The organism is Enterobacter sp. 186315 (genome assembly GCF_053290175.1).
In genome coordinates, this window is the sequence record NZ_JBPTTK010000001.1 from 435,195 (window position 1) to 457,731 (window position 22,537).

General features: G+C 56.5%; 21 protein-coding genes. 12 read left to right on the forward strand and 9 right to left on the reverse strand.

The genetic code is table 11. The features are described from left to right. Window positions 1-112: 112 nt before the first annotated feature. Window positions 113-400, forward strand: coding sequence for a VF530 family protein (locus ACSVHP_RS02125; RefSeq protein WP_234675081.1), 288 nt, complete (start codon window positions 113-115; stop codon window positions 398-400). Window positions 401-407: 7 nt separating this feature from the next. Further along, window positions 408-1,700 carry a glycoside hydrolase family 10 protein gene (locus ACSVHP_RS02130; protein ID WP_447550831.1) on the forward strand — a complete coding sequence of 431 codons (1,293 nt, stop codon included), beginning with the start codon at window positions 408-410 and terminating at the stop codon, window positions 1,698-1,700. A gap of 38 nt (window positions 1,701-1,738) precedes the next feature. Here the strand turns inward: ACSVHP_RS02130 and dsbG are convergent, their stop codons facing one another. The 5 genes from dsbG to ACSVHP_RS02155 all read right to left on the reverse strand — a co-directional run bounded on the left by dsbG (window position 1,739) and on the right by ACSVHP_RS02155 (window position 8,046). Next, on the reverse strand, window positions 1,739-2,497 hold the full coding sequence (dsbG, locus tag ACSVHP_RS02135) for a thiol:disulfide interchange protein DsbG (RefSeq protein ID WP_447550832.1): 759 nt from the start codon (window positions 2,495-2,497) through the stop codon (window positions 1,739-1,741). Between the two features lie 103 nt (window positions 2,498-2,600). After that, window positions 2,601-4,151, reverse strand: coding sequence for a methyl-accepting chemotaxis protein (locus ACSVHP_RS02140; protein ID WP_447550833.1), 1,551 nt, complete (start codon window positions 4,149-4,151; stop codon window positions 2,601-2,603). A gap of 181 nt (window positions 4,152-4,332) precedes the next feature. Beyond that, window positions 4,333-5,547, reverse strand: a complete 1,215-nt coding sequence (locus ACSVHP_RS02145) for a diguanylate phosphodiesterase (RefSeq protein WP_447550834.1) — start codon at window positions 5,545-5,547, stop codon at window positions 4,333-4,335. 145 nt (window positions 5,548-5,692) lie between these two features. Further along, complete coding sequence (locus ACSVHP_RS02150; protein WP_447550835.1) at window positions 5,693-7,177, reverse strand: alpha/beta hydrolase; 1,485 nt, start codon at window positions 7,175-7,177, stop codon at window positions 5,693-5,695. A 116-nt stretch (window positions 7,178-7,293) separates the two neighbouring features. Next, entirely contained in the window at window positions 7,294-8,046 is a 753-nt protein-coding gene (locus ACSVHP_RS02155; protein ID WP_447550836.1) for an SDR family NAD(P)-dependent oxidoreductase, read from the reverse strand. A 154-nt stretch (window positions 8,047-8,200) separates the two neighbouring features. Here ACSVHP_RS02155 and ACSVHP_RS02160 point away from each other — a divergent pair, with 154 nt between their 5' ends. Then, window positions 8,201-9,127, forward strand: coding sequence for a LysR family transcriptional regulator (locus tag ACSVHP_RS02160; RefSeq protein WP_447550837.1), 927 nt, complete (start codon window positions 8,201-8,203; stop codon window positions 9,125-9,127). Between the two features lie 4 nt (window positions 9,128-9,131). On the opposite strand, the gene ACSVHP_RS02165 is transcribed toward ACSVHP_RS02160, so the two are convergent. Both ACSVHP_RS02165 and ACSVHP_RS02170 read right to left on the reverse strand, forming a co-directional pair. Continuing rightward, the gene (locus ACSVHP_RS02165; protein ID WP_234674655.1) at window positions 9,132-9,560 is read right to left on the reverse strand and encodes an OsmC family protein; all 429 of its coding nucleotides are present in this window, start codon (window positions 9,558-9,560) and stop codon (window positions 9,132-9,134) included. A 98-nt stretch (window positions 9,561-9,658) separates the two neighbouring features. Beyond that, window positions 9,659-10,534 (reverse strand): LysR family transcriptional regulator, encoded by an 876-nt coding sequence (locus tag ACSVHP_RS02170; protein ID WP_447550838.1) that lies wholly within the window; start codon window positions 10,532-10,534, stop codon window positions 9,659-9,661. 111 nt (window positions 10,535-10,645) lie between these two features. Between ACSVHP_RS02170 and ACSVHP_RS02175 the strand changes: the two genes are divergently transcribed. The 6 genes from ACSVHP_RS02175 to ACSVHP_RS02200 all read left to right on the forward strand — a co-directional run bounded on the left by ACSVHP_RS02175 (window position 10,646) and on the right by ACSVHP_RS02200 (window position 16,931). Then, entirely contained in the window at window positions 10,646-11,497 is an 852-nt protein-coding gene (locus ACSVHP_RS02175; protein WP_447550870.1) for a Vmh family MBL fold metallo-hydrolase, read from the forward strand. A gap of 51 nt (window positions 11,498-11,548) precedes the next feature. Continuing rightward, on the forward strand, window positions 11,549-12,070 hold the full coding sequence (locus tag ACSVHP_RS02180; protein WP_447550839.1) for a VOC family protein: 522 nt from the start codon (window positions 11,549-11,551) through the stop codon (window positions 12,068-12,070). A gap of 142 nt (window positions 12,071-12,212) precedes the next feature. Beyond that, window positions 12,213-12,428, forward strand: a complete 216-nt coding sequence (bdm, locus tag ACSVHP_RS02185; RefSeq protein WP_234674658.1) for a biofilm-dependent modulation protein — start codon at window positions 12,213-12,215, stop codon at window positions 12,426-12,428. A gap of 95 nt (window positions 12,429-12,523) precedes the next feature. Further along, entirely contained in the window at window positions 12,524-12,661 is a 138-nt protein-coding gene (sra, locus tag ACSVHP_RS02190; RefSeq protein ID WP_234674659.1) for a stationary-phase-induced ribosome-associated protein, read from the forward strand. A gap of 171 nt (window positions 12,662-12,832) precedes the next feature. After that, window positions 12,833-14,530: an NAD-dependent malic enzyme gene (locus tag ACSVHP_RS02195; protein ID WP_447550840.1), complete on the forward strand. Its 1,698-nt coding sequence runs from the start codon at window positions 12,833-12,835 to the stop codon at window positions 14,528-14,530. Window positions 14,531-15,221: 691 nt separating this feature from the next. Continuing rightward, window positions 15,222-16,931 (forward strand): ABC-F family ATP-binding cassette domain-containing protein, encoded by a 1,710-nt coding sequence (locus ACSVHP_RS02200; RefSeq protein ID WP_447550841.1) that lies wholly within the window; start codon window positions 15,222-15,224, stop codon window positions 16,929-16,931. Between the two features lie 36 nt (window positions 16,932-16,967). On the opposite strand, the gene ACSVHP_RS02205 is transcribed toward ACSVHP_RS02200, so the two are convergent. Then, window positions 16,968-17,567 carry an inorganic diphosphatase gene (locus ACSVHP_RS02205; protein ID WP_447550842.1) on the reverse strand — a complete coding sequence of 200 codons (600 nt, stop codon included), beginning with the start codon at window positions 17,565-17,567 and terminating at the stop codon, window positions 16,968-16,970. Between the two features lie 245 nt (window positions 17,568-17,812). Here ACSVHP_RS02205 and adhP point away from each other — a divergent pair, with 245 nt between their 5' ends. Continuing rightward, on the forward strand, window positions 17,813-18,823 hold the full coding sequence (adhP, locus tag ACSVHP_RS02210; protein WP_447550843.1) for an alcohol dehydrogenase AdhP: 1,011 nt from the start codon (window positions 17,813-17,815) through the stop codon (window positions 18,821-18,823). A gap of 41 nt (window positions 18,824-18,864) precedes the next feature. Here adhP and ACSVHP_RS02215 read toward each other — a convergent pair whose 3' ends face one another. After that, window positions 18,865-19,371 carry an RrF2 family transcriptional regulator gene (locus tag ACSVHP_RS02215; RefSeq protein ID WP_234674663.1) on the reverse strand — a complete coding sequence of 169 codons (507 nt, stop codon included), beginning with the start codon at window positions 19,369-19,371 and terminating at the stop codon, window positions 18,865-18,867. Window positions 19,372-19,571: 200 nt separating this feature from the next. Here ACSVHP_RS02215 and ACSVHP_RS02220 point away from each other — a divergent pair, with 200 nt between their 5' ends. Further along, window positions 19,572-20,774 (forward strand): NAD(P)/FAD-dependent oxidoreductase, encoded by a 1,203-nt coding sequence (locus ACSVHP_RS02220; protein ID WP_447550844.1) that lies wholly within the window; start codon window positions 19,572-19,574, stop codon window positions 20,772-20,774. A gap of 139 nt (window positions 20,775-20,913) precedes the next feature. Beyond that, the gene (locus ACSVHP_RS02225) at window positions 20,914-22,533 is read left to right on the forward strand and encodes a TIGR04028 family ABC transporter substrate-binding protein (RefSeq protein WP_447550845.1); all 1,620 of its coding nucleotides are present in this window, start codon (window positions 20,914-20,916) and stop codon (window positions 22,531-22,533) included. Window positions 22,534-22,537: the final 4 nt, after the last annotated feature.

Genomic DNA, 22,537 nt, shown 5'->3' on the forward strand with positions numbered 1-22,537 from the left:
CTGTTTTACCCTGCATGGATACACACGCGCATTTACATTGCCGCCCTCCCGCCTTTCTTGTAACCTTTGACCGCTTAATCCTTACCAAAAACAAGAGATAACCGGACGCAACATGACAGCACATACTTCTAAGGATCCTTTACATGGCGTAACGCTGGAGATGCAAGTCAACGCGCTGGTTGCCCGCTATGGCTGGGATGAACTGAGTAAGCGAATCAAGATTAACTGCTTTAAAAACGATCCAAGCGTCAAATCGAGTCTAAAATTCTTACGCAGGACTCCCTGGGCGCGTGCAGAAGTGGAAGCGTTATATCTGGATTCTCTGGAAGACAGTGCCGCCGATGAAACGGATGTTCCCGCCTTTAACCCCTGGGCAAATAGTCGGTTTACTAAGAGCTAATAAATCAATGTCACGACACGTAAAAAGGACTGGTGCGCTCGTTGGCTGCGCGCTTTTACTTGTTAGTTGCGCTTCAAAACCACCCAAATCACTCGTCACCCCTCTGCCTCCGGTGAGTCAACCCGGCCAGCAGACTAACGAACCGATGCGCGGCATCTGGCTGGCGACAGTTTCGCGCCTCGACTGGCCACCCGTGTCATCCGTGAACGTCAGCAGCCCTGACGTGCGTATTAACCTGCAAAAGCAGGCGCTGAAGGACAAGCTCGATAATCTCAAAAGCCTCGGCATTAACACCGTCTTCTTCCAGGTCAAACCCGACGCTACCGCGCTATGGGCGTCTAAAATCCTGCCGTGGTCAGATATGATGACGGGCACGATTGGCGAATATCCGGGTTACGATCCGCTGCAATTTATGCTTGATGAAGCGCACAGGCGCGGGATGAAGGTTCACGCCTGGTTCAACCCTTACCGCGTATCAACCAACATCAAGCCGTCGACCGTCGCCGCGCTCAACAGAACGCTCTACCAGCACCCGTCCAGCGTCTATGTGCAACACCCTGAATGGATACGCACCTCGGGCGATCGGTTTGTGCTCGACCCGGGGATCCCGGAGGTGCGCGACTGGATAACCGCGGTCGTGACCGAGGTCGTCGCCAACTACGCGATAGACGGCGTCCAGTTTGATGACTACTTCTATACCGAAACGCGCGGTTCAGCGCTGAACGACAACCAGACCTTCCGGCGTTACGGCGCGGGGTTTGCCTCTAAGGCTGACTGGCGCAGACACAATACGCAGCAGCTGATTGCGCAGGTTTCTAAAGCGATCAAACAGCAAAAACCCAACGTTGAGTTTGGCGTCAGCCCGGCGGGCGTCTGGCGAAACCGTTCGTTTGATCCCGCCGGGTCAGACACGCGCGGCGCAGCGGCTTACGACGAGTCTTTCGCGGATACGCGTCAGTGGGTGCAGCAGGGCCTGCTGGACTACATTGCGCCACAAATTTACTGGCCCTTCTCCCGCAGCGCGGCGCGCTATGACGTGCTGACAAAATGGTGGGCTGACGTGGTGAAGCCTACGCACACGCGGCTGTATATCGGCATTGCGTTCTATAAGGTGGGCGAGCCGTCCAAAATGGAGCCGGACTGGACGATGAACGGCGGCGTGCCGGAGCTGAAAAAGCAGCTGGATTTAAACGAGTCCCTGCCTGGCGTGAGCGGCACCATCCTCTTCCGCGAAGATTACCTCAATAAGCCGCAGACGCAGGACGCGGTAAGCTACCTCAGAAACCGCTGGGGCAGCTAAACAGACGGGCAGAAACGCACTGTTTCTGCCCTTTTTTCTCAGGGTTTCGGCCCAAACATCTCCGTTAACTGTTTCTCGTCCGGTTTCCCTACTACCTGCTGAAGCTCGCTTTGCGCGTTCAGATAATAGATCGCGGGCGTGGCGTTCGCCCCCAGCGAGTCCATCAGCTTCTGATGCTGCTGCAAAATAGCGAAGGTCGAGCGCGGCGTATCGCCAGGGTTTTTCGGCAGCGTTTTACCGCCGGAAAGCTCATACTCCCGCCAGGCGCTGACCGGATCTTTCGCGTTCAGGATAGCCGACGCATAGGGCCCGCTTTGCGGGTTGAGGAAGGCCACCAGCAGCGTGTTGAGCTGCACTTTTCCGGCCTTAACCCAGGGCTGCGCCTCGGACCAGAAGGCTTTGCAGTACGGGCAGAACGGATCGGCAAAAACGAACACTTTGCGCGGCGCGTTATCTGCGCCCTCTTTCAGCGGATGCGCGGCGTTAAGCGATTTCCACATCTCTCTGCCCAGCGGAATATAAATCTCTTTCTGGAAAACCGCTTCGCTCAGGTTCTTCCCCTTGTCGTCATACAGATAGCCGGAAATCACATGCTTGCCGTCGGGCGTTAGAAACAGCGTAACGCCCATATCCTGATACTGTCCCAGCCATGCGGGGGCCCCGCCGGGCGCGTCGATCTTCTTAACGATCTTAATACCCTGCTGTTCGCCAAAATTCTTAATCACTTCAGGCACCGCCTCTGCCGATATCGCGCGTCCCGCTATTGCCAACAGGGAAAGTAACAGTAATTTTTTCATCTTGATCTCCATAATGAGCGGGGCCTGATTTTTCAGCGCATGACGGACCATATCATTAAAACGAATGAATGAAAAAAAGGCCCCTTGCGGAGCCTTTCACTTTTTACGCACGGGCGGGCAGGCTAAAACTCGAAATACTCCGGGTAAGATGCTGCGCCTGTTCCTCCAGCGAGGCGGCCGCAGCGGCGGACTGCTGCACCAGGGCGGCGTTCTGCTGCGTCACGCCATCCATCTCGGTTACCGCCTGTCCAACCTGGCCGATGCCGCGGCTTTGCTCTTCCGAGGCCACCGAGATCTGCTCCATCAGCGTATTCACTTTATTCACCGAAGTGATGATCGCATTGATAACATCCCCGGAACGGTTAACCAGCTCGGCGCCGTTTTTCACGCTCATAACGGACTGGGCAATCAGGTTTTCGATATCCTTCGCGGCTACAGCGCTTTTCTGCGCCAGGGTGCGCACTTCGCTCGCGACGACCGCAAATCCACGCCCCTGCGTACCGGCGCGGGCCGCTTCGACGGCAGCGTTCAGCGCCAGAATATTGGTCTGGAAAGCGATGCTGTTAATGACGCTGGTGATATCTTCGATACGCTTCGAGTTCGCGGCGATGGTATTCATGGTGTCGATCACTTCGCGCGTCACGGCTTCCCCGGTATGGGCGTTTTTCACCGCGTCCTGCACAAGCTTGCCTGCCTGATGCACGTTATCAGTGTTATTCGCCACGGTCGCACTCAGCTCTTCCATGCTGGCGGCGGTCTGGGTCAGCGCGGAGGCCTGCTGCTCGGTACGCGAAGCCAGATCGATATTGCCCGAGGCAATCTCCTGCGCCGCATGGGTTACCGTATGGCTGGCATCCCGCACCTGAGAGATGGTCGACAGCAGCGCCTGACGCATCTGCTCCATCGATCCCATCAGGTGGTCAATCTCATTCCCGGCGCTGCCTTTTACGGGAACCGGAATACTCAGTTTACCCGCCGCGATTTGGCTGCAATGCTCACGCGCAAGGTTGATCGGCGCAAACACCAGACGCGTCATCAGCATACTGACCACAATAATCACCACCACAAACAGCAGGGCAATAGCGGCAACAATAACCAGCCCTGAGACAAAGTGGCTGTGCGCATCCTCATTCAGGCTTTTGGCATATTTCTGATGCACGTTCAGCACCTGGTCGAGCACCCTCTCGTACTGGCGATCGAGCTGAGACACCACCGGGATGAGCGCGTTAAATCTGGCGACACCGTGCGCCTGCGCGGCAGTTATCAGCGGCTCCAGCCCCTGATTGCGGTAGTTCTGCCAGGCGTCCTGATAGGCGCTGACCAGCGGCGCTTCGTCCGCCAGTCGCGGAGCAGCCATAAAGGCGGCAAAGGCGTTATCGGCTTTCGTCAGCGCCTCTTTTACGGCTGAGAGTTTCGCCGACTGGTCCGTTGCGTCACCGGCTTCAACCATCTTGACGTACTCCATCACCCTGACCCGCAGCGTCCGGCTATGGTTGATGGGGTCAATAATCGACAGAACGACCTGAATCTCTTTATTGACGTTATCGAGGGAGGTATTGCTTTTAACGATCAGCCCGACGCTGGTGAGGGTGCTGACAACAAAGAAAAATAATAAAGCGAACAAAATAATAAGTGATGATTTTTTCAACGACATAGACAGATACCTCAGGGATAAATATTCCCTATGGTTATCGGCGTATTCAGATCTTTATTTAATTAAAATTACTGGATTGTTAAGTAAATAAAACAAACAAAAAGCAGTGTAAAATCATGCGGATAATAAAATCAACGAGCCAGCATAACCGTTATTATTCATGCTGGCTAATCTGTTGCGGCTATAGAGTGTGCGGCCAGTGAATATCCCCAACGCCGTTGAGCTGGGGTCGGGCAAACAAAAAGCCCTGAAAACGCCTTATCCCGGCGGATTCCAGCCAGCACCACTCCTCTATCTTCTCGATCCCTTCCGCCACCAGCGTGATTTCCAGATCGGTACAGCAGCTAACGATCGATTTCACGATGGCCTGCTTCGGGCCGCTCAGGTGAATATTGCTGACGATTTCACGGTCAATCTTGATCTTATCCGGCTGGAACCGGGTCAGCAGCGACAGTCCGGCATAGCCAGACCCAAAGTCATCAATCGCCAGGCCGATTCCTTCCGCACGAAGTTGCTTAATAGCGCTGTTGAACTGGTTAAAGCCGGAAATCATCTCGTTTTCCGTGACCTCGATAATGACCTGCTCCGGTAACAGCCCGTGGAGCTTAATTTGATCCACCAGAAACTCCACCGCACCGGGCACGTTCACCAGGGACATCGGCAGAAGATTCACCGCAATTTTATGCCCGCCGAGGCCAATTTTCTCCGCCAGCGCAAAGGCCCAGGCTTTGGTTTGCAGATCGACTTCGTAGATTTTGTCCTGATCGATACTCTGGAAAAAATGCTCCGGACTGCCGCCATCGTTGCCGCGAATAAGCGCCTCAAGCGAGGAAATTTTCCCTTCATTAGGTTCAACGATGGGCTGTAAGGCGAACTGGCAGGTTTGCCCGGCGATAAGCCCGTCGATGTGATGACCAAACGGCGAAGACTCTTTTGCAAGCGTCCACTTTTCAGGGTTTAGCGCCGAGGACGTGACGTGCGCGGGCGTCTTGCGGGTAATAAAACTCTGGATGAATTTAAATACCCGGTCATCAGAGGTCAGATAGCTTTCAAGCTTGCTGTAGCGCAGCACCGACTCCAGCACGGTTTTTGGGGATTCAACGCGCAGATCGAAAAGCAGCATCCCCACGTCTTCGAAGCGCCGGCGCGGGCCGTAGTCCCGCATCAGTTCGACCACTTCGCTGTGCCGCTTATCATCGCGAATGCGGTGGAAAAGCTTAACGATGCTCTCTTCCGACCCTTCGAGGATTTGCAGGATTTCATGGCCGTTAAACAGCAAAATCCCGGTGATGTTCATGAGCGCGTTGCGCTGGCGCGCCTGCTTAACCAGTGCGGTAAGCTGAGTAGATTCACAGGATGAATTTAACTGGCTTCGATAAATGAGTGTGGTCAGCACAGAAACTGTTCCTGATATGTTGAAAGCGCCTATAAGCTATTGTTTAGCATACTTCATCATTGCCGACTATTTATATCGACCCGATGCCGGGTTTTATATTACTTACAGGACAATATCATTCAGATCCATTAATGCCCTCCAGCATTCACTGTTTTTCATCCCCTTCTATTTGCCCGTCGATTCGCGCCTGCATCCAGCTATAAAACGGATTCGACGTCACCCGCATCAGCGCGTCTTTCCCCACGCTGAGCACCGACGTTTCCCCCCACAGCGACACCGTTCCCAGACTCACGCCGTAGCGGTTTTTCTCTTCAGGGCGGCTGCCGTACAGATCGTCTTCCGGCGGGAACGGCACCGCCACGTGTGAAAGCGAATAGACGTCCTGCGGGTACGGGGTGGAAAGCGGCGTAACCTGGGTGTTCATGCTCCCCGCCGGGGTGGTTTTCGCGACCGTATCAAATGTTTTCGGGGTTGCATTCGTAATAACGGTGACACTGTAACGCCTGACCGCAGGAGGAAGCAGTTCAGAGACCGCCGTCCAGGAGGCGGGTTTAAACAGCGGCCGGAAAATCGCGGCCTGATTGATATCAAACACCACCAGTTCGCTGCCGTTCTCAGGCAGCTTGTCGAACAGATCGGTGACCACCGCGCGGGTACTTACCGTGGAATCCATTACCGACTGGAACGCCAGCACCGGCGGCAGCGCAGCAAGCTTACCTGCCGTTTCATCCTGACCGAGCTGTTTTTGCAGCGCCCGGGTCAGCAGCCAGGACTGACGCGCGGCGTTAACTGGAAACGAATTGTACTTATAGGGATTGTATTCCGGGTTGATGTTCAGCCACGCCGCTTTGGCAAACGCGGGCAGCATCGCGGGCAGTCCCGCCAGCCCGGCGAAGCGCGCAAACGACGTTACGCCAATCATCGGCGAGAGCAGGATCAGCCGCTGCGGTTTGCGCAGCTGCGGCGAGTCCAGGCTGTCGAGGGCATACTTCATCGCCAGCGCCCCGCCGTTTGAATAGCCCACCAGATGCAGCGGCACCGCGTTGCCCGCCAGGCGCGTGGCTTCTCTTACGCCAAGACGCGCTACGGCAAGCCAGGACTCCCACTCCACGTCCGTCAGCGCGCCGGGCGCGGTACCGTGCCCCGGCAGGCGCGGCACAACGGCGACAAAGCCGTGCTGCTGATAATCCACCGCCAGATGCCGCACGCTGTAGGGCGAGTCCGTCAGTCCGTGCAACAGCACCACCGCACCGCGCGGTTTACCCGCGGGCATCAGCACAAACGAGCGGTTGCCGTCAGGGGAAAATTGCCCCGGCCAGACCAGGCTCTGACGATAAAAGCGGTTGAGCGGCGTGCGTTCGCTCTCTTCGGTTTTGTCAGTCACCTGACGCTTCATATCGCGAAAAATGGCATCCTCTGTGGCGAGATAGTCGGCAAAGCTGGCGCGGTCGATCTCACGGGCGGACATTTCGTTACCCGTCCACTTATGCCACTCATGCAGAGGCGGCCCCTTCTGCGAGGCATAAATGCGAATGGCGAGCAGCACCAACAGCACTACCCCGAGTATCAACGCTACTTTCCTGGCAATAATCATCAGACGCGCGCTGATGCGCCACGGCAGGTTAGCCATGCCGGTGTTCCTTTCCTTTATTACGATGCCTCTATCTTAACAAATATGCTGCGGTCTGCGCCGAAGCCATAAAAAAACCGCCACTTACGCGGCGGTTATAAAATGCGTTATCCGGATCAGATTTGCGCCATACCGCCGTCCACGAACAGCTCGACGGCGTTGATAAAGCTTGCGGCATCCGAGGCTAAAAACGCCACCGCTTTACCCACTTCCTGAGGCTGGCCCAGACGACCCAACGGCACCTGGGCCGCCAGCGCGTCGTACAATCCCTGGCGATGCTCTTCCGGCACTAAATCCCCCAGGCCCGGCGTTTTGACGGGGCCCGGGCTTACCACGTTCACGCGGATCCCACGGCCTTGCAGATCCAGCGCCCAGGAGCGGGCAAAGTTTCTTACCGCCGCCTTGCTGGCGCTGTACACGCTGAAGTTTGCCGTCCCTTTAACAGAGACCGTCGAGCCGGTCAGAATAATGGACGACCCGCTCGAGAGCAGAGGCAGCGCCTTTTGCACGGTAAATAGCACGCCGCGAACGTTTGTGCCAAAGATGCGGTCAAACTGCTCTTCGGTAATGGCCCCGATCGGCAGCATGTCACCGCCGCCAGCGTTAGCAAACAGAATGTCCAGACGCCCTTCTTCTTTTGCAATCTGCGCGTAGACCCGATCGAGGTCGGAGAGTTTAGACACATCCGCGCGGATACCGACCGCCGATGGCCCAATGCTGTTCACTGCGGCGTCCAGCTCAGCCTGACGGCGTCCGGTAATGTATACCTTCGCGCCCTGCACGGCCAGCTCTTGCGCGGTGGCCAGACCGATACCCGTACTCCCGCCGGTGACCAGAGCAATTTTTTCTGAAAGCGTTGTGTTGTTCATGTTCTTTACCTTCTGTTACGTGGTTTTAGATGCCAGCAAAAACGGTTGAAGGGGCTTTCGCTTGCGTTGAACATACTGTAGCGTTGGCTCGATTAGTGAAAAACCAGCAAAAATGAAAATGACTATTCCCTCAGGGAAATAATCAGGAGGCAACGTGGATCGGCTAATGGCAATGCGGGCGTTTACGCGGGTGGCAGAAACCGGGAGCTTTACCCGGGCGGCGGATTCACTGAACATGCCCATCGCGACGTTGAGCAAGCTGGTGAAATCCCTGGAGGCGCATCTGGAGGTGCGCCTGCTGCACCGCACCACGCGACGGGTAGTGACCACGCCCGAAGGCGAAGCCTATTATGAGAAAGCCCTGCGGGTGCTCATCGACATTGAAGATATCGACGCCTCGTTTCGCGTGACCAGCGGCACGCCGAAGGGCCACTTGCGCATTGACGTGGGCGGCTCCACGGCGCGGGATGTGTTAATCCCCCTGCTGCCGGACTTTATGCAGCGCTATCCCGATATCCGCATCGATCTGGGCGTTGCCGACCGGCCCGTTGATCTGATAAGCGGCAACGTAGACTGCGTGATCCGCGGCGGCCCGCTCACTGACTCAAGCCTCATCGCCCGCCATATTGGTGACGCAGAAATGGTGACCTGCGCCTCGCCGGGCTATCTGAAGGCCTACGGCGTTCCGGCGTACCCTGACGAGCTGCGTAACGGGCACCGGCTAATCAGTTACCTCTCACCGGTAACGGGCCGACCGTTTCCCTTCCGCTTTCGGGAGAATGGCCAAACGCGCGAGATCGGCGTGCCGCACTATCTGGGGGTTAATGAAAGCAATGCCCATCTTGCCGCTTCTGTGGCGGGCCTGGGTATCATTCAGACGTTCTGCTATTCGGTGAAGCCGCATGTCAATGACGGGACGATGACGGAGATCCTTAAGGCATGGCGCCCGGCAGCCTATCCGTTTCACGTGGTTTATCCGCAAAACCGGCATCTGACGCATCGTTTGAGGGTGTTTATAGCGTGGCTGGCCGAGGTATTTCCTGCGGCATTGAAGGGGAAGCCGGGCGAGTGCCCGGCTTAACGGCTTAATTCAGGGTGTAGTCGAGGGTGATTTCAGCTTTCAGCAACTGCGACACCGGACAACCGGCTTTCGCCTTCTGAATGATGCCGTCAAACTGCTGCGGATCGATACCCGGCACCGTCACTTTGCTTTGCAGCGCCACTTTAGTGATGGCAAAACCACCGTCGTTTTTGTCCAGCGAGACATCGGCGGTAGTGTCGATGGAATCCGCGGTATAGCCCGCCTCACCCAGCATCAGGGACAGCGCCATCGAGAAACAGGCCGCGTGCGCCGCGCCAATCAGCTCTTCCGGGTTAGTACCCTTCGCCCCTTCGAAGCGGGTGTTGAAGCCGTAAGGCTGTTGATTCAGGACGCCGCTCTCGGTAGAAACCGTCCCTTTGCCGTGTTTAATGTCGCCAGACCAGTGTGCCGAACCGTGCTTATGAATAGTCATTATTGCTCTCCTTTTGGCTTACAAAGGATTAAGTATAGTCCGCTGGTCTGAGGCGATAAGGAAGACGGAACATTCCTGGCGAATCGCTGGCGTATTCATCAGCCCAGATGACCAGCAAGCTCATCCAGAAACATCCTGATTGAGGCCGGTTGATAGTCCCGTGACTGGTAAATGCCGTAAATCGCCAGCGATTTTGGAATGAGCGAGGGCAAAACGGGAACCAGCAGCCCCTGCTCCAGCGCGGAACGGGCCTCCTGCTCCGGGAGCATCACAATACCGCAATGCTGAATAGCGGCATCCATCAGCAGTGAAGACATGCTCGCGCTCAGATTTCCGCTCACCGCCACGCTCAGGCTCTCGCCTTCAGGCGTGATGAAGCGCCAGGACTGCCCGGCAAAAAAGCTGTAGTGCAGACAGTTGTGCTGTGCCAGATCTTCCACGCGTTCTGGGGTGCCCCGGGTAGCAAGATACTGCGGCGAGGCGCAGAGGACCGAGTGGCACTCCCCAAGCCTGCGGGCAATCATCCCCGGCTCCGGGTTATCGGTGATGCGGACAGCGACGTCGATACGCTCCCCGACCAGGCTTACCGGATGATTATTCACGTCCAGCTCGATCCTGAGCTGCGGGTAGCGCGACAGCAATCCCGGCAGCACCGGGGCGATGATCTGGATAGCGGTAAAATGGGCGCAGGCGACCCTCAGCGTGCCCGAGGGCAATTCGCTCGCGGACTGTCCTTCTATCTCCTGAGAGAGCTGCGAGAGCGAGCGTGTTTTCAGCAATACCTTTTCCCCGGCGGCGGTCAGCGTCAGCTTGCGCGTCGAGCGGTTAACCAGCCGGGTTCCGGCCCACTTCTCCATCTGTTCCAGATAGCGGCTGACCATCGGGCGGGAAATGCCCAGCGAGCGCGAGGCGGCGCTTAAACTTCCCAGTTCACATATCCGGTTATAGACCTGTGCAGCAATAACGCGATCCATGTCTGACTCCATTTGCTCGATTTATGAAACTAAGCATGTCTTGTTTCAGGAATTCTGGCAAATCTCGATATCCGTACAATAGAGACTTTCCCGAACTAATGAGAATTGATGATGAAGCTGACCCGCCTTGCTCTCCTGACCGCCCTTTTCACTCCGGCCGTGTTCGCCGCCCCGTTAACCGTGGATACCTATAACCCGCAGGAAAAAGGCATTTTTGCGGTCTCCTCAACGCTGGTCTCCGGCCCGACGGAAGCGGTCTTGTTCGACGCGCAGTTCAGCGTGAAGGACGGTGAAGCGCTGGTTGAGAAAATCCGCAAAAGCGGTAAGACGCTCAATAAGATTGTGATCACCTCCGGCGATCCGGATTTCTATTTCGGCCTGCAACCGCTGGTGAAGGCGTTTCCGAATGCCAAAGTCGTTGCCACCCAGAGCGTAGTTGATCACATCAAGGCCACCAAAGACGCCAAGCTCGCCTTTTGGGGGCCGCAGATGAAAGACGGCGCGCCGACAACGCTGGTGGTGCCGCAGGTTATCGCCTCAACGACCTTTATGATTGACGGTGAAAAGGTGGATATCGAGGCGCCGGAGAGCTACGCGGCTTACGTGTGGATCCCGTCGGCCAAAACCATTCTGGGGGGAACGGGCGTATCCTGGGGCATTCACCTGTGGACCGCCGATACGCAAACCAAAGCAAGTCGTCAGCAGTGGCAGCAGACGCTGGATTCAATGGCGGCCCATAAACCTGAGCGCGTGATCCCGGGTCATTATCTCGGCACGCCTCCGGCTGGCGCAGGCGCCATCGACTTCACCCGCCAGTATCTTCAGCAGTTCGAGGTGGCCCTGAATAAACACAAGGATTCAGCCAGCGTAATCGACACCATGAAAAAACAGTGGCCCAATCTGGCGGAAGTCAGCTCGCTGGAGTTAAGCGCCAAAGTGAATACCGGCGAAATGAAGTGGTAATAGCCTGAAATTCTCCTGCTATATTTAATTTTTTTATAGCAGGAGAAATATATGCAGTCGTCAGTCAGAGGAATTGATCATATTGGTCTAACGGTGCCAGACATTGAGCTTGCCACGCTGTTTTTTGAACAGGCTTTTGGCGCGAAGGTGTTATATCACTCGGTAGAGAGTGGGAACGATAATATTGACCATGACGCCCAGCAGCACACGCTGCGGTTATTTCCCGGCACCCGCGTTCACGCCATCCGGATGCTCGCCATGCCGCACGGCCCCGGCGTAGAACTCTTCGAAATGCACGGCCCCGAACAGGGTATGCCCGCCCGTGCCAGCGACTTCGGCTTGCAGCATTTTGCTGTTTACGTTGACGATTTCAATCAGGCGATATCCGCCTTCACCGCCGCCGGCGGCGAAATGTTTACCGAACCGAAACCGCTCACCTTCCCGGATGAAAAGGGTGAAGGCAATGCTTTCTGCTACGGACAAACGCCCTGGGGCAGTATTGTCGAATTAATCTCCTGGCCTTCCCCTATGCCTTATGAAAAAAAGACGAATTTACGTCGCTGGAAACCCTGAATTTAAAATTTGTGCTATGGAAAAATACTCTTTTTATTTCCAGGACGAATCTGAGCCACAACGAGAAAAATATTTGAGAGTCTGTTTATGAATTAGGTTTTTGGAAGCCGTAACACTAAACAGATAACGACACGGAGGCACCATGTTTACTTATTACCCGGCACACACTACCTCAGCACAACCTGAACTCGTTAACGCGATCGCACAGGGTCTGCACGCGGAACACGGTGCTGTGACTGAAGATGACATTTTGATGGAACTCACCCGTTGGCTGGAAGCCACAGACAATGACATCCTCAGTGACATCTACCAGCAGACCATTAACTACGTTGTGAGCGGGAAAAACGCATCGTTTTAAAAACCTGCTAAGCTGGATCTGCAACCTAAGGGGTTACATTTCGTCCGCATCTGCGGAGTTGTCCTTAAAACTATCAACAGGATTGAGGAGTACATATGAAATCAAACCGTCAGGCACGCCATATTCTGGGACTGAACTACAAGCTCTCTAACCAACGTAAAGTGGTGATCGAGGGCGACAGCGAAACGCAAATCGCACACGCCACCGGGCGCAAGCGCCACGCTGGCCAGTAAGTCCCCGCACGAAATCGACAACCCACCGGCAAAACCGGTGGGTTTTTTTTATGTGTTGAGGTAATTGGTATTCAGCTCCTCTATAATATCGCCCGACCCCACCCCGCAGTACAGGCCAGAAAGATGACAACCGCCGCGTCAGGGACGGATCTTCAAAAAAGAGTGAGTGACATGGACAACAAACTGAAAAAACATCGTTCCCTATATATTCCGTACGCCGGACCCGTTCTGCTTGAATTCCCCTTGCTCAACAAAGGCAGCGCCTTCAGTATGGAAGAGCGCAGCAGCTTCAACCTGCTGGGACTGTTGCCAGAAGTGGTTGAAACTATCGAAGAACAAGCTGAACGTGCCTGGATCCAGTACCAGGGCTTCAAAACCGAGATCGACAAGCACATCTACCTGCGCAACATTCAGGACACCAACGAAACCCTCTTCTACCGCCTCGTGCAAAACCATCTTGAAGAGATGATGCCGGTAATCTACACCCCGACGGTGGGCGCGGCCTGTGAACGTTTCTCCGAGATCTACCGCCGCTCCCGTGGGGTGTTTATCTCCTATCAGAACCGTCACAACATGGACGACATTCTGCAAAACGTGCCGAACCACAACATCAAGGTGATTGTGGTGACCGACGGTGAACGTATTCTGGGCCTCGGCGACCAGGGCATCGGCGGCATGGGGATCCCAATCGGTAAACTGTCGCTCTATACCGCGTGCGGCGGCATCAGCCCGGCCTATACCCTGCCGGTGGTGCTGGATGTCGGCACCAATAACCAGCAGTTGCTGAACGATCCTCTTTATATGGGCTGGCGTCACCCGCGTATTACCGACGACGAGTATTACCAGTTTGTTGATGATTTCATCCAGGCCGTGAAGCACCGCTGGCCGGACGTGCTGTTGCAGTTCGAAGATTTTGCGCAGAAAAACGCAATGCCGCTGCTTAACCGCTACCGCGATGAGATCTGCTCCTTTAACGACGATATTCAGGGCACCGCCGCCGTGACCGTGGGTACGCTGATTGCCGCCAGCCGCGCGGCGGGCAGCCAGCTCAGCTATCAGAAAATCGTCTTCCTCGGCGCGGGCTCGGCGGGCTGCGGCATTGCCGAGCAGATCATCGCGCAGACCCAGCGCGAAGGATTAAGCGAAGAGCTGGCCCGCTCCCGCGTCTATATGGTCGATCGCTTCGGCCTGCTGACCGACGGAATGCCGAATCTGCTGCCGTTCCAGACCAAACTGGTGCAGAAACGCGAAACCCTGAAAAACTGGGATACCGATAACGAAGTGCTCTCCCTGCTGGACGTGGTGCGCAACGTGAAGCCGGATATTCTGATCGGCGTGTCTGGCCAGACCGGGCTCTTCACCGAAGAGATCATCCGCGAGATGCACAAGTACTGCGAACGCCCTATCGTCATGCCGCTGTCTAACCCGACCTCCCGCGTCGAAGCCACCCCGCAGGACATCATCGCCTGGACCGAAGGTAACGCGCTGGTCGCCACCGGCAGCCCGTTCGAACCGGTACTGTGGAAAGACAAGCTCTACCCGATTGCCCAGTGCAATAACTCCTACATCTTCCCGGGGATTGGTCTGGGCGTTATCGCCTCCGGCGCGTCGCGCATTACCGACGAAATGCTGATGTCTGCCAGTGAAACGCTGGCCGGTTACTCGCCGCTGGTTAACAACGGTGAAGGGCTGGTGCTGCCGGAGCTGAAAGATATCCAGAAGGTCTCCCGCGCGATCGCCTTCGCGGTGGGTAAGATGGCCCAGCAGCAGGGCGTGGCGGTGAATACTTCTGCCGATGCGTTGCAGCAGGCTATCGACGATAACTACTGGATGCCGGAGTACCGGAGCTATCGCAGGACGTCGATTTAAGGCATCGGAGTCGCTTTAACATTTCCCTCTCCCCTTTGGGGAGAGGGTTAGGGTGAGGGGAACATACGGCTCTGGTGGTCATTCCGTTCACCTTACGTTCCTTGCTTCTCTTTCACCACACTACTTGTGAACGTGTCAGGGTGGTTCACCGCCACCACCCTGACCACCCGGGCTCCCGGCAAGAAAATCGTCGCTTCGCGATTCCCTCAGCTTATTCCTTCAGGCTATCGGGTCGGGCACCAGCCTGCATCCATGCAGGCTATGCCCTCTCGGCGCGTCCATGCGCCTCGCCCCGGCATTACGGAAACGCTTCGGCGATTTACAGCCGGACCAGGGTGCCCGTAGCTGGCATTCGAATCGCTGTAACCATTCCCTCTCCCTGTGGGAGAGGGTCAGGGTGAGGGCATCAGACCGCACCCTCTAGCCAAATCCCCTTTCTCCCGCTACACTGCACTCATTCATCAACCTACTGAATATATAAGGAGGCCAATTATGCTGTACTGTGAAATTTTCAATGTTTCACATACATTTGGTGATCGCACCAGCTCAAGCGTTATCGGTATCGTGCTGCGATAACTTCTGCTTGAGCGAAGACACCAACCCCTGAATCCCTTCTCTCGGGCTTACTGAGTTATCGTCAGCGATGTTTGACGAGGCATAAACATGCCTGTAACTCTTGGGTAAGCAACAAATGAGCACTTTACTCACTGCACAATCTTTACGCGTTGATACGGCGTTTGGCACGCTCTTCGACTCACTCTCCTTTACGCTGAAAAAAGGCGACCGCATTGGTCTGCTGGGCGATAACGGCTGCGGCAAAAGTACGCTGTTGAAGATCCTCGACGGCACCGACTCTCCCGCTGCCGGAACGGTGGCCCTGGCCGGGCACTGCCTCATGGCGCGCGTTGAGCAACATCTGCCGGATGCGATTTATTCGCTCACCATGCTGGACGCGGTGCTGGCACAGCTGCCGCAGGGCGAACGCGAAAGCCTGCGCTGGAAAGCCGAAACGCTGCTGGCGAGCATGGGCTTTACCCCGCAGGATATGGCACTGCAATCGGCGACCCTCAGCGGTGGGCAGCACACCCGCCTGCTGCTGGCGCGGGCGTTGATTAGCGAGCCGGACCTGCTTCTGCTCGATGAACCCAGCAACCACCTCGACCTGCCGACCATGCTCTGGCTGGAGCAGTTTTTACAGAACTGGTCCGGCAGCTTTGTGCTGGTCTCCCATGACCGGCAGCTGCTTGATGCGGTTACCAACGGCAGCTGGATCCTTCGCGATAAAACGCTGCACTACTTTGCGCTGCCCTGCACGGAAGCTCGTCGGGCGCTGGTCGCGAGAGATGAAAGCGACGCGCAGCGCCATAAGGCGGAGCAAAAAGAGATCGACCGCGTCGCCGCCAGCGCCAAACGGCTGGCCACCTGGGGCAAGGTCTACGACAACGAAGATCTGGCGCGTAAGGCTAAACAGATGGAAAAGCAGGTTGAACGGCTGAAAGAGAGCCAGACCGAGCTGACCGCGGGCAGCCAGTGGACGTTAACCCTGCGTGGAGATGCCCTTCGCGCCGACCGTCTGCTGGAGATGGACACCCTCGACGTCCCTCCGGCGCCGGGCCTGCCCGCGCTGTTTAGCGTGGAGATCGCGCGCATCAAAAGCGGCGACCGGGTGGCGATCGTCGGGCGTAACGGCTGCGGTAAATCCTCGCTGATGAAGCTTATCTGGCGACAGTTTACCGGCGGGCAGCCGTCAGACGCGCTGAAAATTCATCCGCGCGTTGCGATGGGCTATTACGACCAGACGCTCCACCAGCTGCCGGACGAGGCGTCGCTCCTGGACGCGTTAGAGCCCTTCGCGCCTGCCCCGCAGGATCGTAAGATGGCGCTGATTAGCGCCGGATTCCCCTGGGCGCGCCACGGGCAAAAGGTCAATACCCTCAGCGGCGGCGAGCGCTCTCGCCTGCTGTTTGTCGGGTTGACGCTTGCCCGCTACAGCCTGCTGATGCTTGATGAACCGACCAACCATCTGGACATGGAAGGCAAAGAGGCGCTGGCAGAAACCCTCCAGCAGTTTGAGGGGGGCGTGCTGCTGGTGAGCCACGATCGTCAGCTAATAAGCCAAAGCTGCAATCGCTTCTGGCTGATTGAAGATGGTCGTCTTAGCGAATGGCATGACGCTGACGCGGTGTTCGAACGCCTGCGTGAACGCACAGGGCTGACGCCGTCGGCAGAGGCTGAACCCACCGTTCAGGAACAGCCGTCGCCGTATGACGATTTGCTGGAACGGCTGGTCACGCTGGAAACGCTGCTGGAAGAGGATTTAGCGCGTAAGCCGAAGCACCAAAAGCCGCAGCTTCAGGCGCAGTGGCGTAAAGAGATCGCGTCGCTGGAAGCTCAGCTGTAATTCTGCGCCCGGCGGTAGCCTCGCCGGGCCAGTTTTTTACTGCGGGTTTTTCGCTTTCCAGGCATCCCATGCCTGTTTAATTTCCCCTTTTGCCGCGGCGGCGTCGTTAAAGCCGCTCAGCTCCACCTTCTTGCGCCCTTCCGGCAGCTGCTTATACACGCGGAAAAACGATTCCAGACGCTGCACTTCGATCTTCGGCAGATCGCTCAATTCTTTAATATCGTCATAGGTCGGGTCAATTTTGCTGGCCGGAACCGCCACGATTTTGTCGTCTTTCTCGCCGCCGTCGACCATTTTCAGCACGCCGATAGCGCGCAGCTTGATCAGCGTGCCGGGTGCCATCGGCGCGCGGGTGTAGAAAATCACGTCCAGCGGATCGCCATCCCCGGCCAGCGACTGGGTCAGCGAGCCATAGTTAGCGGGATACGCCACCGGCATCGACTGGAAACGGTCTGCCACGATAAACCCGGTTTTCGCATCGGTTTCATATTTAATGATCCCGCCTGCCGGAATTTCGGTCACGGCGTAGAACTCTTCCGGATTATTGTCCGGCTGAGGAAATTCAAGGATGTTTTGCGCCTGTACGGAAGCGGACAGCAGGACGCTGATTGCGATAAGTTTTTTCACCAGAAGCATGTCTTTTTAACTCTGCGGTTATCAGGAAGCCAACACGTTACGTTCGCTGTATGACAGAACCATGACGCTTTTTTTGCAGTTTTTCTGTCCTACCATTTATGAGTGGATCGCTTTGTTCTTAATCTGAAATCGTATGAATTTATGACAATGTGTTGCGCCCGCCTTGCAATACCGTGCCATTCTCTTAATCCTTAGGAAGTACTTCCCCTGCTATGCAGATTCTCATCATGAACAAGGAGAAACATATGAAGGCTGCTGTTGTTACCCAGGATCACCAGGTTAACGTGACTGAAAAAACCCTCCGCCCACTCAAGCATGGCGAAGCCCTGCTGAAAATGGAGTGCTGCGGCGTGTGCCATACCGATCTTCACGTGAAGAACGGTGATTTCGGCGATAAAACCGGCGTGATCCTCGGTCATGAAGGGATTGGTATCGTCAAAGAGATCGGCCCGGGGGTGCAGTCGCTGAAGGTGGGCGATCGGGCAAGCGTGGCATGGTTCTTTGAAGGCTGCGGTCACTGTGAATACTGTAACTCCGGCAACGAAACCCTGTGCCGCGACGTGAAAAACGCGGGCTATTCCGTTGACGGCGGCATGGCGCAAGAGTGCATCGTCACCGCCGATTACGCGGTGAAAGTGCCGGACGGGCTTGACTCTGCGGCGGCCAGCAGCATCACCTGTGCCGGGGTCACCACCTACAAAGCGGTAAAAGTTTCCGGTATTAAACCGGGCCAGTGGATTGCGATTTACGGTCTGGGTGGTCTGGGCAACCTCGCGCTGCAATACGCTAAAAACGTCTTTAACGCCAAAGTCATCGCCCTTGACGTTAACGACGAACAGCTGAAGCTGGCGGCAAGCATGGGTGCGGATTTAACCATCAACTCCCGCAGCGAAGATGCCGCTAAAATTGTGCAGGAAAAAACCGGCGGCGCCCATGCTGCTGTCGTCACCGCCGTCGCAAAAGCCGCATTCAACTCGGCGGTAGACGCCGTTCGCGCCGGTGGCCGCGTGGTGGCAGTTGGCCTGCCGCCGGAAGCGATGAGCCTGGATATTCCGCGTCTGGTGCTGGACGGTATTCAGGTAGTCGGTTCGCTGGTCGGCACCCGTCAGGATCTGATCGAAGCCTTCCAGTTTGCGGCTGAAGGCAAAGTGGTGCCGAAAGTGACCATGCGTCCGCTGGAAGACATCAACGCCATCTTTAAAGAGATGGAACAGGGGCAAATCCGTGGCCGTATGGTGATCGATTTACGCTCGTAAGCCCGTAGCCGGGGGAGCATTGCGCCTGCCCCGGCTTTCCGCTACGACGACCGCCTGTCGGCAATCCACTCCTGCACTTCAATCTGAAACGTATCCGGTGCTTTGCGATACATCTTGCGCGCCAAATCCAGAATGGTATGACGTGATAGCTCCTCTTCCATCCGCTGCTGGGCGCTGTCCATCACGGATCGCACGCCGCACGGACCATCGCACACCCAGGCGGGAGGGGTTTCATCAAATACCGCCAGCCGCTGACGCACCTCGCGGCACTCAAACATACTCTTTTCGCCGTCAATAGCCTGGGCCACATCCAGCACGGAGATCAGCTCCGCAGGGCGCGCGAGCCTGAATCCCCCGCCCTTGCCCTCGGTGCTACTCACCAGCCCCGCGCGGGACAAACGGGTGAAGATCTTGCCCAGATAGTCATAAGGCACCCCCTGTAAGGCGGCCATCTCTCTAACGCTCATCTCACGCTCGTTGCCTTTTGCATCCACCATGCACATCAGGCTGTGGATGCCGTATTCCACGCCGGAACTGTAAAAAGCCATAGGTAACTCCGAAGCCATTAATCCGGGTCATTATAGCGGCGTTTGGTAGTGCTAAACCATCGCCCCGCAGCTCTAAATTTTAATGCTATGAAAATTCTGGATATTCATTTTTAACTCAGAAAGAAGTTGTCGCAGTTAACTGCGACAAGTATAGTTGCAGTTATGTCAGACACAGCGCCTGACGATCACAAGGATCGAAGATGAAGAAGCAGATTTTAATTGTAGGCAGTGGGTTTTCCGGAATGTGGGCAGCAATCAGCGCGGCCCGGCTGGCCGATCTGGAAAAAAGTCATGAGCTGAGCATTACCGTGCTGGCACCCGTTCCGGAGCTGCGCGTTCGTCCGCGCTTTTATGAAGAGAACGTCTCCACGCTGGTGGCGCCGCTGGGCGACCTGTTTGCCGAACTGGGTATTAACTTTATTGCCGGTAGCGCTGAGCGTATTGATTCGACTGAGAATACCGTCTGGTATCGGGATGCCGAAGGCGCCACGAAACAGGCCGCGTTTGATCGTCTGGTGCTGGCAACCGGCAGCCAGATGCGTCGCCCTACCGTTGCGGGTCTTGCGGAGTACGCTTTTGATATCGACCAGTTTGGATCCGCTGAGGTTTTCGAGAAACACCTTGATTCGCTGGTAGCGCGCCCGTCTACGGCGGCACGCAACACCGTGGTGGTGTGCGGCGGCGGTTTTACCGGGATTGAGCTGGCGACCGAGCTACCGGCTCGTCTTCGCGCCCGCTTTGGTGAAGATACGCAGACAAAAGTTATCGTAGTTGAGCGCGGTGCGTTGATGGGCGGACGTTACAGCGAAGCCCTGCGCAATACTATTGCAGAGGCCAGCAGCGAACTTGGCGTTGAATGGCGTCTGAATAGTGAAGTTGAAGCGATTGACGCGGAAGGAGTGACGCTGAAAAACGGTGAACGGATTGCCGCCTCGACCGTTGTCTGGACCGCTGGCGTGGAGGCTCACCCGTTGAGCCAGCAGATTGACGGCGAACGGGATAACCAGGGGCGCTTGAAGGTCACTGAAAGCCTCAGCGTTCCGGCCCATCCGCATATTTACGCGACCGGAGATATGGCCCACGCCAAAACCGACGACCGGGGTAACACCGCGCTGATGACCTGCCAGCACGCTATTCAGCTTGGCAAATTTGCCGGACACAACGCGGCGGCCAGCCTGCTGAACGTTGAACCTTATCCTTATCGTCAGGTGAATTATGTAACCTGTCTGGATTTAGGCGCCTGGGGTGCGGTTTATACGGAGGGCTGGGATCAGGTCGTTAAATCCGTGCGGGATGAAGCCAAGAAGATCAAGATTGCCATCACTCACGAGCTTATCTATCCTCCTGCCGCCGATAAATCCGTGGCCTTTGCCGCTGCCGATCCGTTAGCGAAATTCGTTTAACTCCCCGCCTGCGCCCCCTGACGGGGCGCTTTTATAGCCATTTTCCGGCAATCCTTATCATAATTCCTTTGTTCCCTTGTTTTCCCCCGCGCCCGATGATGAATCCGACGCTAACAAGAAGATAACAAAGGAATTCACCATGCAAACCCCATTTCGTCTGCCGCTGCTGACGGCGCTTATTCTGACGACAACCGCAGCCTGGTCCGCTGATGCGCCTGTCAAAGGCGGCACGCTGATTTATCTGGAGCAACAGGCGCACACGAACCTCTATCCGCCCGCCGGCGGCTTCTACCCGAACGGCGGCATCCTGAACCAAATCACCGACAAGCTGACCTGGCAGAACCCAAAGACGCTGGAGGTTGAACCCTGGGTGGCAGAAAGCTGGACCACCAACGCCGATAAAACCGAATACACCTTTAAAATTCGCCCCGGGATCACCTTCTCCGACGGCACGCCGCTGGACGCCAGCGCCGTGGCGAAAAACTTTGATACCTACGGTTTGGGCAACAAGGCGCAGCGCCTGCCGGTGTCCGAAGTGATCAATAACTACGACCGCAGCGAAGTGGTCGACCCGCTGACCGTGAAGTTCTACTTCAAAAAACCGTCGCCGGGGTTCCTGCAAGGCACCGCCACGATTGGCTCAGGCCTGGTGTCGCTCAGCACCCTGAAGCGCAACTTTGAACAGCTGGGGGATGCCCGCCATATCATCGGCTCCGGCCCGTTTGTGGTGAAGGACGAGAAGCTCGGCCGCGAAGTGACGCTCGAAGCCCGCAAAGACTACCGCTGGGGGCCTAAAAATCTGGCGCAGCAGGGGCCGGCCAATCTGGACGGGATCAAGTTTATCGTGACCCAGGAGGACAGCGTGCGCGTCGGCGCCCTGCTGGCGGGTCAGGCGGATTTTATTCGTCAGGTGCAGGCCTATGACGAAAAGCAGGCGACAAACCAGGGTTACAAAATCTACGCCGCTCCGACGCGCGGCGTGAATGACAGCATCAGCTTCCGTCCGGATAACCCGCTGGTCGCCGACGTTCGGGTTCGTCAGGCGCTGCTGCACGCCACCAATGCAAAACAGGTGGTTGAGACCCTCTTCTCGGCCAACTATCCGCAGGCGAAGTCGGTGATTGCCGATTCCGCAGCAGGCTTTGTCGATCTCAGCGACAAGCTGACCTTTGACCCGGCAAAAGCCAACCAGCTGCTGGACGAGGCGGGCTGGAAAGCGGGCGGCGACGGGATCCGCGCCAAAGACGGCCAGCGGCTGGCGCTGACGGTGTATGAATCCCTGCCGCAGCCGCAAAACAAAGAGGTGCTGCAACTGGTTGCCCAGCAGTGGCGTCAGGTGGGCGTGGCGCTGAGCGTAAAAGCCGGCGACGCGGGCAGCCGCACGCTGGATAACCTTGACCCGCTGAAAACGCCGCTAACCGTCTCCGAAGTGGGCCGCGCCGATCCGGACGTGGTGAAAAGCATGTTCTACCCCGCTAATCGCGACGCGCTGCTGCAAAAAGGCGGCTCCAGCGACAAGGTCAAAAACTTCCGCGACGACAAGCTGAACGCGCTGCTGGTCGATATCTCCGCCGAGGTCGATCCGCAAAAACGCCTGCAACTGAGCGGCGATGCCCAGCGCTATCTGCTGGATAACGCCTACGTCATTCCGATTTTCGAGGAGCCGCAGGTCTTTGCCGGCGCCCCGTGGCTGAAAGGCGTGAGTTTTGAAGCGGTAGGCCGCCCGTCGTTCTACGGCGCGTGGATTGAGAAACACTGAGGAG

Excerpts from the sequence above, each read along its gene's own strand:
- ACSVHP_RS02170 (WP_447550838.1), bottom strand. The coding sequence starts at position 10,534 with ATGGATCGCGTTATTGCTGCACAGGTCTATAACCGGATATGTGAACTG.
- ACSVHP_RS02140 (WP_447550833.1), bottom strand. The coding sequence starts at position 4,151 with ATGTCGTTGAAAAAATCATCACTTATTATTTTGTTCGCTTTATTATTT.
- ACSVHP_RS02125 (WP_234675081.1), top strand. The coding sequence starts at position 113 with ATGACAGCACATACTTCTAAGGATCCTTTACATGGCGTAACGCTGGAG.
- ACSVHP_RS02200 (WP_447550841.1), top strand. The coding sequence starts at position 15,222 with ATGAGCACTTTACTCACTGCACAATCTTTACGCGTTGATACGGCGTTT.
- ACSVHP_RS02215 (WP_234674663.1), bottom strand. The coding sequence starts at position 19,371 with ATGGCTTTTTACAGTTCCGGCGTGGAATACGGCATCCACAGCCTGATG.
- dsbG (WP_447550832.1), bottom strand. The coding sequence starts at position 2,497 with ATGAAAAAATTACTGTTACTTTCCCTGTTGGCAATAGCGGGACGCGCG.
- adhP (WP_447550843.1), top strand. The coding sequence starts at position 17,813 with ATGAAGGCTGCTGTTGTTACCCAGGATCACCAGGTTAACGTGACTGAA.
- ACSVHP_RS02165 (WP_234674655.1), bottom strand. The coding sequence starts at position 9,560 with ATGACTATTCATAAGCACGGTTCGGCACACTGGTCTGGCGACATTAAA.
- ACSVHP_RS02155 (WP_447550836.1), bottom strand. The coding sequence starts at position 8,046 with ATGAACAACACAACGCTTTCAGAAAAAATTGCTCTGGTCACCGGCGGG.
- ACSVHP_RS02220 (WP_447550844.1), top strand. The coding sequence starts at position 19,572 with ATGAAGAAGCAGATTTTAATTGTAGGCAGTGGGTTTTCCGGAATGTGG.
- ACSVHP_RS02205 (WP_447550842.1), bottom strand. The coding sequence starts at position 17,567 with ATGCTTCTGGTGAAAAAACTTATCGCAATCAGCGTCCTGCTGTCCGCT.
- ACSVHP_RS02180 (WP_447550839.1), top strand. The coding sequence starts at position 11,549 with ATGCAGTCGTCAGTCAGAGGAATTGATCATATTGGTCTAACGGTGCCA.
- bdm (WP_234674658.1), top strand. The coding sequence starts at position 12,213 with ATGTTTACTTATTACCCGGCACACACTACCTCAGCACAACCTGAACTC.
- ACSVHP_RS02150 (WP_447550835.1), bottom strand. The coding sequence starts at position 7,177 with ATGGCTAACCTGCCGTGGCGCATCAGCGCGCGTCTGATGATTATTGCC.
- ACSVHP_RS02130 (WP_447550831.1), top strand. The coding sequence starts at position 408 with ATGTCACGACACGTAAAAAGGACTGGTGCGCTCGTTGGCTGCGCGCTT.
- ACSVHP_RS02225 (WP_447550845.1), top strand. The coding sequence starts at position 20,914 with ATGCAAACCCCATTTCGTCTGCCGCTGCTGACGGCGCTTATTCTGACG.
- ACSVHP_RS02175 (WP_447550870.1), top strand. The coding sequence starts at position 10,646 with ATGAAGCTGACCCGCCTTGCTCTCCTGACCGCCCTTTTCACTCCGGCC.
- ACSVHP_RS02195 (WP_447550840.1), top strand. The coding sequence starts at position 12,833 with ATGGACAACAAACTGAAAAAACATCGTTCCCTATATATTCCGTACGCC.
- sra (WP_234674659.1), top strand. The coding sequence starts at position 12,524 with ATGAAATCAAACCGTCAGGCACGCCATATTCTGGGACTGAACTACAAG.